General features: G+C 69.9%; 11 protein-coding genes and 1 tRNA gene. 5 read left to right on the forward strand and 7 right to left on the reverse strand.

Annotation, left to right across the window (positions count from 1 at the left end; all coding sequences use genetic code 11):
• The first annotated feature begins 64 nt into the window (after positions 1-64).
• Both ACQF4J_RS33755 and ACQF4J_RS33760 read left to right on the forward strand, forming a co-directional pair.
• The gene (locus tag ACQF4J_RS33755; RefSeq protein ID WP_351798637.1) at positions 65-1498 is read left to right on the forward strand and encodes a pyridoxal phosphate-dependent decarboxylase family protein; all 1434 of its coding nucleotides are present in this window, start codon (positions 65-67) and stop codon (positions 1496-1498) included.
• Positions 1495-2952, forward strand: coding sequence for a lysine N(6)-hydroxylase/L-ornithine N(5)-oxygenase family protein (locus tag ACQF4J_RS33760; RefSeq protein ID WP_351561952.1), 1458 nt, complete (start codon positions 1495-1497; stop codon positions 2950-2952). Before ACQF4J_RS33755 ends, ACQF4J_RS33760 begins: the two co-directional genes overlap by 4 nt.
• Here ACQF4J_RS33760 and ACQF4J_RS33765 read toward each other — a convergent pair.
• Positions 2949-4754 (reverse strand): bifunctional metallophosphatase/5'-nucleotidase, encoded by a 1806-nt coding sequence (locus tag ACQF4J_RS33765; protein WP_351561949.1) that lies wholly within the window; start codon positions 4752-4754, stop codon positions 2949-2951. The genes ACQF4J_RS33760 and ACQF4J_RS33765 overlap by 4 nt on opposite strands.
• Before the next feature lie 150 nt (positions 4755-4904).
• Here ACQF4J_RS33765 and ACQF4J_RS33770 point away from each other — a divergent pair, with 150 nt between their 5' ends.
• Positions 4905-5606 (forward strand): SIMPL domain-containing protein, encoded by a 702-nt coding sequence (locus ACQF4J_RS33770; protein ID WP_351798634.1) that lies wholly within the window; start codon positions 4905-4907, stop codon positions 5604-5606.
• Positions 5607-5737: 131 nt separating this feature from the next.
• A complete protein-coding gene (pyk, locus tag ACQF4J_RS33775; RefSeq protein WP_351561943.1) occupies positions 5738-7174 on the forward strand; it encodes a pyruvate kinase in 1437 nt (478 codons plus the stop codon).
• A 40-nt stretch (positions 7175-7214) separates the two neighbouring features.
• Here the strand turns inward: pyk and ACQF4J_RS33780 are convergent.
• A tRNA-Leu gene (locus ACQF4J_RS33780) sits at positions 7215-7287 on the reverse strand.
• A gap of 102 nt (positions 7288-7389) precedes the next feature.
• On the opposite strand from ACQF4J_RS33780, the gene ACQF4J_RS33785 reads away from it, so the two are divergent.
• The gene (locus tag ACQF4J_RS33785; protein WP_351561940.1) at positions 7390-8046 is read left to right on the forward strand and encodes an ANTAR domain-containing response regulator; all 657 of its coding nucleotides are present in this window, start codon (positions 7390-7392) and stop codon (positions 8044-8046) included.
• A gap of 76 nt (positions 8047-8122) precedes the next feature.
• Here ACQF4J_RS33785 and ACQF4J_RS33790 read toward each other — a convergent pair whose 3' ends face one another.
• The 5 genes from ACQF4J_RS33790 to ACQF4J_RS33810 form a co-directional block, all read right to left on the reverse strand.
• Entirely contained in the window at positions 8123-8839 is a 717-nt protein-coding gene (locus tag ACQF4J_RS33790) for an ABC transporter ATP-binding protein (protein ID WP_351561935.1), read from the reverse strand.
• Complete coding sequence (locus ACQF4J_RS33795) at positions 8836-9732, reverse strand: ABC transporter ATP-binding protein (protein WP_351561930.1); 897 nt, start codon at positions 9730-9732, stop codon at positions 8836-8838. The genes ACQF4J_RS33790 and ACQF4J_RS33795 overlap by 4 nt, the downstream gene beginning before the upstream one ends.
• Before the next feature lie 6 nt (positions 9733-9738).
• Entirely contained in the window at positions 9739-11565 is a 1827-nt protein-coding gene (locus tag ACQF4J_RS33800; protein WP_351561927.1) for a branched-chain amino acid ABC transporter permease, read from the reverse strand.
• 5 nt (positions 11566-11570) lie between these two features.
• Positions 11571-12503, reverse strand: a complete 933-nt coding sequence (locus tag ACQF4J_RS33805; RefSeq protein ID WP_351561924.1) for a branched-chain amino acid ABC transporter permease — start codon at positions 12501-12503, stop codon at positions 11571-11573.
• A 116-nt stretch (positions 12504-12619) separates the two neighbouring features.
• On the reverse strand, positions 12620-13849 hold the full coding sequence (locus tag ACQF4J_RS33810; RefSeq protein WP_351561921.1) for a branched-chain amino acid ABC transporter substrate-binding protein: 1230 nt from the start codon (positions 13847-13849) through the stop codon (positions 12620-12622).
• Positions 13850-13870: the final 21 nt, after the last annotated feature.

The raw sequence follows: 13870 nt of genomic DNA on the forward strand, positions 1-13870 counted from the left end.
GGGCACGCGCGCCCATCCACGTACAAGCTGGAACTCCCTCTGCTCGCGCGTCCCGGAGGAACCCATGAGCACACCGAGCCTCGCCTCGGGCCCCGGAGGCCCGAACGCCCTGCGCCCCCTGCTCGAGACCGTGCTCGACGCACTCGCCCACGGCGCGCGCGAACGCGGCGGCCCGCTGCCCGCAGGGGGGCCCGACGCCGTCGCCGCGCGGGTGCGGGCCGCCGTCGGTGACGTACTGCCGCGGGACGGCGATCCCGACGCCCTGCGCACCCTCGTGCACGTCCTCGCCGCGGGCGCCGCCGACCCGGCCGACCCCCTGTGCGCCGCCCATCTGCACTGCCCGCCCCTCGCCGTCGCCGTGGCCGCCGACCTCGCCGCGAGCGCGCTCAACCCGTCCCTGGACTCCTGGGACCAGGCGCCCGCGGCCTCGGAACTGGAAGCCCTCGTGACCCGGGCACTCGCGCGGGAGGTCTACCCGGGCCCGCCCGACGCGCACGGCGCCGACGCCCTGGCCACCACCGGCGGCACCGAGTCCAACCAGCTCGCCCTGCTCCTGGCCCGCGAGACCCTCGGCGCCGGGCTCCGGCTCGTCTGCGGGGCCAACGCCCACCACTCGCTGCCCCGCGCCGCCCGGCTCCTCGGCCTGCCCGAGCCGGTGATCGTGCCCGCACCCGCCGGCACCCTCGACCCGGCCGCCCTGGACGAGGCCCTCACCGCCGTTCCCGGACCGTGGCTCGTCGCCGTCACCGCCGGCACCACCGACGCCGGCCTCATCGACCCCCTGCCCGAGATCGCCCGCCTGTGCCGGGCGCACCACGCCCGCCTGCACGTCGACGCCGCCTACGGCGGAGGCCTGCTGTTCAGCGTCCGCCACCGCCACCTGCTCACCGGCCTGGCGGCCGCCGACACCGTCACCCTCGACCTGCACAAGCTCGGCTGGCAGCCGGTCCCCGCCGGCCTCCTCGCCGTGCGCGACGCCCATGACCTCGGTGCCCTGCACCAGCGCGCCGACTACCTCAACGCCCCCGACGACACCGAAGCCGGCCTGCCCGACCTCCTCGGCCGCTCCCTGCGCACCTCCCGCCGCCCCGACGTCCTGAAGACCGCCGTCACCCTCAAGACGCTGGGTCGCACAGGCCTCGGCGCCCTCGTCGACCAAGTCTGCGACCGCGCCGGGGAGTTCGCGGCGCTCGTCCAGAACCACCCCGGCTTCGAGCTCTACGACCGCCCCACCATCAGCACGGTCCTGTTCCGGCCCGCCCGGGCCGCCGACGAGGCGGTGGCCGCCGTCCGCAGGCACCTCCTCGACCGGGGCCGCGCCGTCCTCGGCCGGGCCCGCCTCGACGGCCGCCTCTGGCTCAAGGCGACGATCCTCAACCCCCACACCCGCCCGGCCGACCTGACCACCCTGCTCACGGCCGTCACGGAAGCCCTCCGAGCAGGAGAACCAAGCCCACAACGCGCGCAGGACCTCGCGGAAGGAAACACCCCCCGATGAGCACCGCCCCCAACCCCCACCCCCCGCACCACGAGCCCGACGCCCCCCGCGACCTGGTCGGCATCGGCATCGGCCCCTTCAACCTCTCGCTCGCCGCGCTCGCCCACCCCCTCACCGGACTCGACGCGGTCTTCTACGACCAGCGCCCCGCCTTCGACTGGCACCCGGGCCTGCTCATCGACGGCGCCCGCATCCAGGTCCCCTTCCTCGCCGACCTGGTGACCCTGGCCGACCCCACCAGCCCGTGGACCTTCCTCAACTACCTCAAGGCCCGCGGCCGCCTGTTCCCCTTCTACTTCGCCGAGCGCTTCCACATCCAGCGCGCCGAGTACGACGCCTACTGCCGCTGGGTCAGCGACCAACTGCCGGGCCTGCGCTTCGGCCACCAGGTAGACGCCGTCCGCTGGAACCCCGAACGCGACCTCTTCGAGGTCGACTTCACCCAGCTCGACAGCGACGGGGAGGCCGAGGCCCTCGGCCGCACCTACACGCGCAACGTCGTCCTGGGCATCGGCACCGAGCCGTACGTGCCCGACCCCCTCAAGCCGCTCGTCGAGGCCCCGGCCGTCCCGGTGTTCCACGCCGCCGACTACCTCGCCCACCGCGACACGATTCTCGCCGCCGGCCATGTCACGGTGATCGGCGCGGGCCAGTCCGGCGCCGAGATCTTCCTGGACCTGCTGCGCACCCGCCCCGCGGGCCGCGAACGGCTGCACTGGCTCGGCCGCACCGAGGCGTTCGCGCCGATGGAGTACTCCAAGCTCGGCCTCGAACACTTCACGCCCGACTACACCAGCTACTTCCACGCCCTCCCCGAAGGCGTCCGCGACCGTCTGGTCACCACTCAGTGGCAGCTGCACAAGGGCATCGACGCCGACACCCTCGCCGCCATCCACGACGAGCTCTACCGCCGCACCCTGCACGGCGGCTGGCCCGACGCCGTCCTCACCCCCGGCGTCCGCGTCCGCACGGCGGGCAGGATCGCGACCACCAAGGTCGAGCTCCATCTGGAGCACACCCAGCAGAACACGCGATCCCGCCTCACCACCGACGCCGTCGTCCTCGCCACCGGCTACCGCGAACGCCCCCTCGACCGCATCCTCGCCGGCCTCGATCCCTACCTGCGCCGCGACAGCCGCGAACGCCCCCGGGTCGACGAGTCCTTCCGCCTGGTCTGCGACCCCTCCGTCACCGGCTCGGTGTACGTCCAGAACGCCGGACGCCACACCCACGGCGTCGGCACCCCCGACCTCGGCCTCGCCGCCTGGCGCAGCGCGGCCCTCCTCAACACCCTGAGCGGCTGTGAGGCCTACCCGCTGCCCGGGCGAACGGCCTTCACCACCTTCGGACTCGACGAACAGCAGCCGCCCACGCGCGTCGTCCCGCCGGCCCGGCAGGCGCAGGTCCTCACCCCGCTCGTGGACGGCACGCGGGAAACGCTCCGCACGCTCTAGAAGACCGGCGTGCCGTTCCTCGTCAGCTTCCAGTCCACCGACGCGAAGTCCTTCGGGTCCAGCACGCCCTTCGCCGTCACCCACTCCGCGATCCGCGTACGGATCTCCGTCGACTCCGACCACAGCTCCTGCGCGGACGCCACATGCGGGAAGGCCCCGCCGCCGTTGGCACGGTAGTTGTTGACCGCGAACACGAACTGCTGCGCGTCGTCCAGCGCGGCACCGCCGAACGTGAGGTTCCTGATCCGCGAACCGGCCGCCTGGGCGATGTCGATCTCGTACGACAGCCCCGACACGTAGTCGTAGTTGTAGTCCGGGCGGTTGCCGGCGTTGGTCAGCTTCTCCACGTCGACCGCCGCGTCCGGCGCCGTCTGCACGAAGTACTCCGCCGAGTACTCCAGGTACGCCCGGAGCTGAGCGCCCGTCAGCAGCTTGGCGACCAGCGTGTTGTCGTAGACGTAGAGGGACGACAGGTCCCGGATGGTGACATCGCCGGCCGGGATCTGCGACGTCCGCGAGAACGGCGAGGCCTGTGCGATCACCGGCAGCGAGGCGTACTGCGTGCCCGCCAGCGCCGACTTCACCACGTCCTCCTGCACCTTCGTGATCAGGTCGATGATCGGCGCGTCCGTGTAGCGGGCCTCGACCGTCGTCAGCGTCTCGGTCGCCCGGCCGACGACCTGGTTGACGTACTCGACGACCTTCGCGTGCTCGTCCGTCAGCAGCTTGGTGATCTTCGGGTCGTCGGCGACCGTGTTGGAGTTCAGCACCTTCGACGACACCGACTCCACGGTCCACCGGCCCCGCGCGAAGACCAGCTCGACGTCGAACACCGACAGGCGCTCCGCGAACGCCAGCGGCTCCGACAGCACCACCGTCCTGCCGGTGACCGAGTTGGTGACCTTCAACTCGGGGATCTCCACGTGCGCGTGGCCCACCAGGATCGCGTCGATGTCCGGGACCTGCTGCGCGACCAGCGCGGCCGAGTTCTCGACGTACGGCACCTGGTCGCCGTAGGAGGACGTGCCGGAGGAGCCGCTGTGCGCGGACACGATCACCACGTCCGCGCCCATCGACTTCAGCTTCGGCACCCACTTCGCGGCCTGCTCCTCCAGCCCCGGGAACTGCAGCTTCCCCTGCACATAGGCCTTGTCCCAGATCGCGATGCCCGGGTTCGTCAGACCGAGCACCGCGACCTTCACCGGCGGCGCTCCCGGCACCCGGAACTTCTTGATGAGGTACGGCGGGAAGGCGGGCTTCTGCGTCTTCGCGTCCAGCGCGTTCGCCCCGAGCAGCGGGAAGCGCAGCTGCTCCTCGAACTTCCGCAGCGTCTCGATGCCGTAGTTGAACTCGTGGTTGCCCAGGGCCGCTGCGTCGTACCCGATCGCGTTCATGGCCTGTGCCATGGGGTGCACCGGGCCGCCCTCCGCGGTGATCGGGTCCACCTTCGCGTAGTAGTACGTCAGCGGGGTGCCCTGGATGGTGTCGCCCGCGTCCAGCAGCAGCGTGTTGCAGCGGCCCTTCTCCTCGCGCACCTGGTTCACGAGCGTCGAGACGCGTGCCAGGCCCTGCGCGTTGCCGGCCTTGTCGGAGTACTCCGCGTCCTTGTAGTAGTCCCAGTTGAAGACGTGCCCGTGCAGGTCGGTGGTGCCCATGACGGTGAGCGCGTACCGCTTGGCGGGCTTCTTCGCCGTCGTGCCCGGCGCCGCCTGCGCCGCCGGAGCCGCCGCCGCGCTCACGATCGCCACCCCCGCTCCGGTCGCGGCCGACTTCTTCAGGAACTTCCGCCGGTTCAAGGGCATGTCTCGATCTCCTCGGGAAAAGGTCAACAACGCGCGTAGATTCTGACCCGAGCATGGCAAGCGGCAACAGACCCGCCAGGTTTCGATCCGGTGACCTCTCTCGCGCCTACGCACCCCGGCGACGGGCCGGGAAGTGACAGAGTGGGGCGTATGACCACGCCCGCACCGGACGAGACGCGCCCCGCCCCCTACGGCACCCCGGACGCCCCCCGCATCGCCGTCCGCGGCGAGGCCCACCTCGAAGTCGACCCCGAGATCGCCCGCATCGGCGTCACCGTCGCCTCCCGCGGCAAGGACCGCCGGGCCGCCCTGGACGACCTCACCCGCCGCAACGCCACGGCCCTGGAGCTGATCAAGTCCTACGGCGAGGCCGTGGAGCACGTCGAGACCGGCGCCTTCTCCATCAGCCCCGAACTGAAGGACAAGGGGCGCGGGGAGCGTGTCCACGCCTACCACGGCCGCGTCCACATCACCGCCGAGCTCACCGACTTCACCGCCCTCGGCGAACTCACCACCCGACTGGCCGACTTGGAACTGACCCGGGTGGACGGCCCGTGGTGGGCACTGCGCCCCGGCTCCCCGGCCCATCGGGAGGCCCGGCAGCTGGCGGTGCGGGAGGCCGTCCAGCGGGCGAGGGAGTACGCCGAGGCGCTCGGCACGTCGCTCGTCGCCCTGGTCGAACTGGCGGACATCGGCGCCGAGGACGCCCAGCCCTATCGCGGCCGGATGCGTTCCATGGCCTACGCGGCGGGCGCCGAGGACGCCCCCGCCGCGCTCGATCTCGAACCCCAGCGGCAGACCGTGCAGGCCGCGGTGAACGCGCGGTTCACCATGGCTCCGCCGCGACTCTAGAAGGTCGCGGAATGCTCATCGGAGCACCCCTGCGCACAATTCAATAGTTGTCAACAGCCTTTCACTCAGAGGTTGTTGAGTAGTCACCCACGACCAATTCCCTACCCGCCGGTAAGGCCTAGGGTCGAATCATGCGCCGAGCAAAGATCGTTTGTACTCTGGGACCCGCGACCGACTCGTACGACCAGATCAAAGCCCTGGTCGAAGCCGGAATGGACGTCGCCCGACTCAACCTCAGCCACGGTACGCACGCCGAGCACGAGGAGCGTTACCAGCGCGTCCGCAAGGCCGCCGACGAGACCGGCCGCAGTGTCGGCATCCTCGCCGACCTTCAGGGCCCGAAGATCCGGCTCGGCCGCTTCGCCGAAGGTCCCGTACTCCTTGAACGCGGCGACGCCTTCACCATCACCGTGGAGGAGGGCGCCGAGGGCGACCGCCACTCCTGCGGGACCACCTACGCCGGCCTCGCCGCCGACGTCACCGCCGGTGAGCGCATCCTCGTCGACGACGGCAAGGTCTGCCTGGAGGTCACCTCCGTCGACGGCCCGCGCGTGCGCACCCGGGTCGTCGAGGGCGGGATGGTCTCCGACCACAAGGGCCTCAACCTGCCCGGCGTCGCCGTCTCCGTGCCCGCCCTGTCCGAGAAGGACGAGGAGGACCTGCGCTGGGCCCTGCGCACCGGCGCCGACGTCGTCGCGCTGTCCTTCGTGCGCAGCGGCCGGGACATCGAGGACGTGCACCGCATCATGGACGAGGAGGGGCGCAGGCTGCCCGTCATCGCCAAGGTGGAGAAGCCGCAGGCGGTGGAGGCCATCGACGACATCGTCGCCGCCTTCGACGGCGTCATGGTCGCGCGCGGCGACCTGGGCGTGGAGATGCCCCTGGAGCAGGTCCCGATCGTGCAGAAGCGTGCCATCAAGCTCGCCAGGCGCAACGCCAAGCCGGTGATCGTGGCGACGCAGATGCTGGACTCGATGATCGACAACTCCCGCCCGACGCGCGCGGAGGCCTCGGACGTCGCCAACGCGGTCATCGACGGCACGGACGCGGTGATGCTCTCCGGCGAGACCAGCGTCGGCAAGTACGCCGTCGAGACCGTCCGCACGATGGCGAAGATCGTCGAGGCCGCGGAGGAGGACGTCCTCGCCAAGGGCCTGCCGCCGCTGACCGAGAGCAACAAGCCCCGCACCCAGGGCGGCGCGGTGGCCCGCGCGGCCGCGGAGATGGGGGACTTCCTGGGCGCCCGGTTCCTGGTCGCCTTCACCCAGTCCGGCGACACGGCCCGCCGCCTCTCCCGCTACCGCTCGCCGATCCCGCTGCTGGCCTTCACCCCGGAACCGGCCACCCGCTCCCAGCTCAGTCTGACCTGGGGCGCGGAGACCTTCCTCGGCCCCCACGCGGACTCGACGGACGCCATGGTCGGCCAGGTGGACGAACTTCTGCTGAAATACGGCCGCTGCGAAAAGGGCGACATCGTGGTCATCACCGCGGGCTCACCGCCCGGAATTCCGGGCGCGACGAACATGGTGCGGGTTCACCACATCGGAGAGGACGACAGTCCCAAGTGAAAAGCCGCCCGAAAAGGCGACCTTGGAAGAGAAGGAAAAGTACCCCGGGTCGGATTCGAACCGACGCTGGATGGTGTTTGAGACCATTGCCTCTACCGCTGGGCTACCGGGGCTCCCTGTGAAACAAAGGTCGGCGGTCACCCGCCGTGCCCCCACCTTACCGCAGCTGGGTACGCTCTTGTCAGCAGTACCCCTGCCCTGAACAAGGAGCCCCCGTGACCTCCCCCGAGTCGCCCCAGCCCGTAGACGCGCCCGACGACGACAAGTCGCACGTGCCTCCGCTGACGACCCGTGTCGTCATCGCCGAGGACGAGGCCCTCATCCGGCTCGACCTCAAAGAGATGCTGGAGGAAGAGGGCTACAGCGTCGTCGGCGAGGCCGGCGACGGCGAGCAGGCCATCGAGCTCGCCCGCGAGCACCGGCCCGACCTCGTCATCCTGGACGTGAAGATGCCGAGGCTCGACGGCATCTCCGCCGCCGAGAAGATCGCCGAGGAGCGGATCGCCCCGGTCCTGATGCTCACGGCCTTCTCGCAGCGCGATCTGGTCGAGCGGGCCCGGGACGCCGGCGCCATGGCCTACCTCGTCAAGCCCTTCAGCAAGAGCGACGTCGTACCGGCGATCGAGATGGCCGTGTCCCGGTTCACCGAGCTGAAGGAGCTGGAGAAGGAGGTCGCCGACCTCACCCAGCGCCTGGAGACCCGCAAGCTCGTCGACCGCGCGAAGTCGATCCTGCAGACCGAGTACGGCCTGACCGAGCCGGCCGCGTTCCGGTGGATCCAGAAGACCTCCATGGACCGCCGGATGTCCATGCAGCAGGTCGCCGAGGCGGTCATCCAGGACGCCGACGAGAAGAAGGCCGGCAAGAGCTGACCTTCGCCCGCGACAGCGGTGAGGCCCGCGTCCCCGGAAACCGGGGGCGCGGGCCTCGTCGTACTGCCGAAAGGCCTCAGTCCTCGCCGAGGTAGGCCTTGCGCACCGACTCGTCGTGCAGCAGGTCCTGACCGGTGCCGGACAGGACGATGTTGCCGACCTCCATGACGTGACCGTGGTCGGCGAGCGAGAGCGCCGCCTGGGCGTTCTGCTCGACCAGCAGGATGGTCGTGCCCTGGGACTTCAGCTCGGCGATCGTCGCCATGATCTTCTGCATCATGATCGGCGACAGACCCATGGAGGGCTCGTCGAGCATCAGCAGCTTGGGCTGGGACATCAGGGCCCTGCCCATGGCGAGCATCTGCTGCTCACCGCCGGAGAGGGTGCCCGCGGCCTGCTTGCGGCGCTCTCCCAGGATCGGGAAGAGGTCGTAGGCGCGCTGGATGTCCTTCTCGATGCCCGCCCGGTCGCTGCGCAGGAACGCGCCCAGACGCAGGTTGTCCTCGATCGTCATGCGGGGGAAGATGTGCCGCCCCTCGGGGGAGTGCGCGAGGCCGAGGGAGACGATCTGGTGGGCCGGGGTCTTCTTGAGCGACTTGCCGTCGAACCTGATCTGGCCGCCCACCGGCTTGAGCAGCCCGGACAGGGTGCGCAGGGTGGTGGTCTTGCCGGCGCCGTTGGTGCCGATCAGGGTGACGACCTCGCCCGCGTCGACCTTGAAGGAGATGCCCTTCACGGCCTCGATCTTGCCGTAGGCGACGCGGAGGTCCTCGACCTCCAGGAGTGCGGTCATCGGTCGTTCTCCTTGCCGGGCGCGGCGTCCCTCGGGGCGTCGGCGTGTACGTCGGCGGCCTCGTCGTCGCCGGGGGAGCCGTCGAAGGGCTCGCCGAGGTAGGCGGCGATCACGCGCTCGTCGCCCTGCACCGTCGCGCTGTCGCCCTCGACGAGCTTCTCGCCCTGGACGAGTACGGCGACGCGGTCGCAGAGGTTGAAGATGAACCGCATGTCGTGCTCGATGACCAGGACGGCGATGCCCATGTCACGGATGGCGAAGACGAGTTCCTCCGTGGCCCGCGTCTCCTGCGGGTTCATGCCCGCGGTCGGCTCGTCGAGCAGGAGCAGTCCCGGCTCGCTCGCGAGGGCGCGCGCGATCTCCAGCTTGCGCTGCTCGCCGTAGGGAAGGTTGCGGGCGAGGTGGTCCGCCTTGCCGGCGAGGCCGACGAACTCCAGGAGCTCCATGGCCCGTTCCCGCGAGGCGTTCTCTGCCCGGTGGAAGCCGGGGAGGCGCAGGACGGCGGACCAGAATCCTTCCTTCGTCCGGGTGTGGCGGCCGACGAGCACGTTCTCCAGCACCGTCATGTTGGCGAACAGACGGATGTTCTGGAAGGTGCGCGCGATACCGGCCGCGGTGACCTTGAAGGACTTCGGAGGCAGGACCTCGTCCTTGTAGCGGACCTCGCCCTCGGTGGGGATGTAGAGGCCGGTCAGGCAGTTGAAGAAGGTCGTCTTGCCGGCGCCGTTGGGGCCGATGAGGCCGACGATCTCGCCGCTGTTGACGGTCAGGTCGACATCGCGTACGGCGGTCAGACCGCCGAAGCGCATCGTCACGCCGCGGGCGTCGAGGACGACCTGGCCGGGGGCGGTGGCGCCCGGGGTGGTGCCCTGGGTGGTGGTGTCGGTGGTCATGTGTGGTCAGGCCCCTGTCTTGCTGAGGACTGTGGGCGCTTCGGCCTCTTCGTGGAACTCCAGCTGGCGGCGCCGGTTGGCGACGAGGCCCTCCGGGCGGAAGCGCATCAGCAGGATGAGCGCGACACCGAAGGCGAAGAGCTGGTAGTCGCCGAGGAACTGGAGCTTGTTCGGGATCAGGTAGAGCAGGGACGCGCCGATCAGCGGACCGCCGATGGTGCCCATGCCGCCGAGGACGACCGCGGCGAGCAGGAAGGCGGAGTTCGGCGGGATGGGCCCGGCGAACTGGTACTGCTCGGGGGTGACGGTGTAGGTCACGTGGGCCTGGACGGTGCCGGCGAGACCCGCGAGGGAGGCGCCGACGGCGAACGCGATCAGCTTCACGCGGAAGCCGTTGATGCCCATGGCCAGCGCGGCGGTCTCGTCCTCGCGGATGGCGACCCAGGCGCGGCCGATACGGGAGTCGCCGCTGCGCCGGAAGACGAGGACGACGACGGCCGTGATGAGCAGCATCAGCAGGAAGTAGTTGGCGAACCGGCCGATGGTGAAGCCCGCGATGGTGTGCGGCGCGCCGAGGTCGAACCCGAGGATGGTGAGGTTCGGGATCGAGGAGATGCCGTTGGAGCCGTTGGTCAGGCTCGGTCCCGAGGTGCCGTCGAGGTTGTTGGCGGTGATGCGGAAGATCTCACCGAAGCCGAGCGTCACGATGGCCAGGTAGTCGCCGCGCAGTCGCAGCGTCGGGGCGCCGATGAGGACGCCGAAGACCAGCGAGGCCGCGGCGCCGACGAGGACGGCCGCCCAGAACGGGAAGTGCACACCGAACGGCGAGCTCGGGGAGCCGGAGACCAGGGCCGCGGCGTAGGCGCCGACACCGAGGAAGGCGACGTAACCGAGGTCGAGGAGGCCGGCGAGGCCGACGACGATGTTCAGGCCCAGGGCGACGGTGGCGAAGATCAGGATGTAGACGCCGATGGTCGCGTACTGGTCGTCGGTCTGGGTGAAGGGGAACAGGGCCGCCGCGATGAAGGCGCCCCAGACGGTGATCGTCTGGTGCCGCGAGGTGATCTGGGCGGCCTGGGCGACGAGACCGGACTTGTTCAGGGCGGCGAAGCCGAAGCCGGCCGTGATCAGGAAGCCGACGAAGAGCTCGTCGTACTGGGTGCCGATGCCGTACGTGAAGACGAGCAGGCCGAGCGCCATGACGACGGCGATGACCAGGATCTCGACGTAGGTCGGGAGCTTGCCGACGGGCCGCGGGGGACGGGCGGAGAAGGCGGTTTTGATGGTCTCCCACTCGTGGGAGGACTTGTTCTTGAACTGCTCCCAGGAGTCGTCGTCGGGGTCGATCGGGTCGGGCTCGGGGTGTTCGAACGGCAGGGCCAGGGCGCCGATGAACGCGGCGAGCGTGGCGATCGCCACCACGTAACCGCCCGGGTCGAGGTTGACGACGCCGCCGAGCTCGACGCTGATCGCGATGACCGTGTACCAGGCGGTGGCGAAGGCGGCCAGGGCGGCGAACTTGAGCGCCGCGTCACCGCCGGAGGGGACGACGTACTTCAGTCCCTTGACGCCCTGGCCGGCCAGCGCGAAGAGGGTGGTCAGCACGCCGCCGATGAGGACGAGGACCTGCAGGCCGCCCGGGTAGCCGTAGACCGTGAGGTCGCCGGGGAAGGCGGAGGTCCAGGTCCACGACATGAAGGTGGAGATGATGGTGAGTACGCCGCCGCCGACGGCGAGTGCGCGGCCGATGTGCGGCGGGATGCCGATGAGGCCGGCCGGGGCGGGAGCCGCGGGGGTGCCCGGGGTCTCGGGCGCGGTGGTCTGTGTGGTCATCGGTGTCACGCCCTGTCCGCGACGCGCTCGCCGAGCAGACCCTGTGGCCTGAAGAGGAGCACGAGGATGAGGAGTACGAAGGCCCAGACGTCTGCCCAGGACTGGCTGCCGAACTTTTCCATGCCCGGGATGTTGGAGATGTAGGCGGAGGCGAGGGTCTCGGCGATACCGAGGACGATGCCGCCGATCATGGCTCCGTAGATGTTGCCGATGCCGCCGAGGACGGCCGCGGTGAACGCCTTGAGGCCCAGGATGAAGCCCATACGGAAGTTGACCTCGCCGTACTTCAGGCCGTACGCGACGCCGCCGATCGCGGCGAAGGTGGCGCCGAGGGCGAAGGCGATCACGATGATGCGGTCGGTGTTGACACCCATGAGCTTGGCGGTGTCCGGGTCCTGGGCGGTGGCCTGCATACCGCGTCCGGTGCGGGTCTTCATGACGAAGTAGGCGAGGACGGCCATGCTGATGGGCGCGGCGACCAGCAGGAAGATGTCGCCGGTCTGGATGGTGACGTCACCGATGTGGAACGGCCCGCCGTCGATCTGCGGGAACGTCACGGAGGACTTCGCGTCGGGGTACCAGGCCCAGACCGCCTGCTGCAGGGCGAGCGAGAGGCCGATGGCGGTGATGAGGGGGGCGAGACGGGGTGCGTTGCGCAGGGGACGGTAGGCGAACCGTTCCGCCCCCACGGCGACCGCGACGGCGACGATGATGGCCCCGACGATCATCAGCGGCAGGGCGACCGCCATGGAGGTGCCGTCCGGCAGGACGTACAGGTAGACCGTCAGCGCGCCGAACGCTCCGGTCATGAAGATCTCGCCGTGGGCGAAGTTGATGAGCTGGACGATGCCATAGACCATCGTGTAGCCGATGGCGACCAGCCCGTACATGGATCCCAGTAGCAGGCCGTTGACCAGCTGCTGCGGCAGTTCGTTCACCGCATGTCCTCCGAGACTATTCGGATGATTTTCGACGGATGGAGCCGGATGCGAGAACGCGCGGGGCGCCAGTGGAACAGCGCCCCGCGCGGCTCGTGAGTGGTGCGGGAGTGGGGTCAGCCGGTGAAGGTACCGGACTTGACGGGCGCCCAGGCACCGTTCTTGACGGCGTAGACGGTGAGCTGCTTGTTGGTGGCGTCACCGAACTCGTCGAAGGAGACCTTGCCGGTCACTCCGTCGAAGGAGACGTTCTGCATGGCGGCGGTGACCTTGGCACGGGCGTCCGAGGGCAGCTTGCCGTTGTTGGCGTCGACGACCGACTTCACGGCCTGGATGATCGCCCAGGTCGAGTCGTAGGAGTAGCCGCCGTAGGCGCCGTACTCCTCCGAGTAGCCGCCCGCCTTGTAGTCCGAGACGAACTTCTTGGCGGAGGGCAGGGTCTCGACCGGCGCGCCGACCGAGGTGGCGAGGTCGCCGGTGCTCTTGGCCCCGGCCAGCTTGATGAAGGTCGGGTCGAAGATGCCGTCGCCGCCGGCCAGCGGGATGTTGGCACCGGCGGCCTTGATCTGCTTGCTGAGCGGGCCGGCCTGCGGGTACTCACCGCCGTAGTAGACGGCCTCGGCACCGGAGTTCTTCACCTGGGTGGCGACCGAGGAGAAGTCCTTGGTGTCGGGGTTGATGTGCTGGGTGCCGACGACCGTACCGCCGAGCTTCTTGTACTCCTGGGTGAAGGTGGCGGCGAGGCCGGCGCCGTAGGTCTTCTTGTCGTCGATGACGAAGACCTTCTTCTTCTTGGCCGTGTTGTAGATGTACTCGGCGGCGAACGGGCCCTGGATGGCGTCCGTGGTCGCGGTGCGGAAGTACGACTTGAACGGGCGGACCTTCTTGGTCTGCCAGGCGTCGCCCTGGGTGAGCGCCGGGTTGGTGTTGGCCGGGGAGACCTCGACCAGCTTCGCGTCGTCGAACACCTTCTGCATGGACTGCGCCACGGAGGAGTTCAGCGGGCCGACGACGCCCAGGACGCTCTTGTCGGCGACGAAGGCCGAGGCGTTCTGCTGGCCGGACGAGGCCTGAGCCTGGTCGTCCTTGGCGACGAGCTTGAAGGTGACCCCGCTGACGGTCTTGTCCTTGTTGGCCGTCTTGACGGCGAGGTCCGCGGAGTTCTTGATACCCAGGCCCAGCGCGGACAGGTCGCCGGTCAGCGGGGCGTCGACTCCGATGGTGACGGTGGTGCCGCCGCTGCCGGAGCTGCTCTTGTCGCCGCTGTCGCGCGAGCCGCAGGCGGTGAGGGTGAGTGCTCCCGCCGCCAGCGCGGCGGTGATGGCGATGAGCGAACGTTGACGCACGATCAGTCCTTTCCCTGGCAC

Origin of the sequence: Streptomyces sp. C1-1 (genome assembly GCF_050214755.1) — a bacterium.
In the GTDB taxonomy this organism is placed as follows: Bacteria; Actinomycetota; Actinomycetes; order Streptomycetales; family Streptomycetaceae; genus Streptomyces.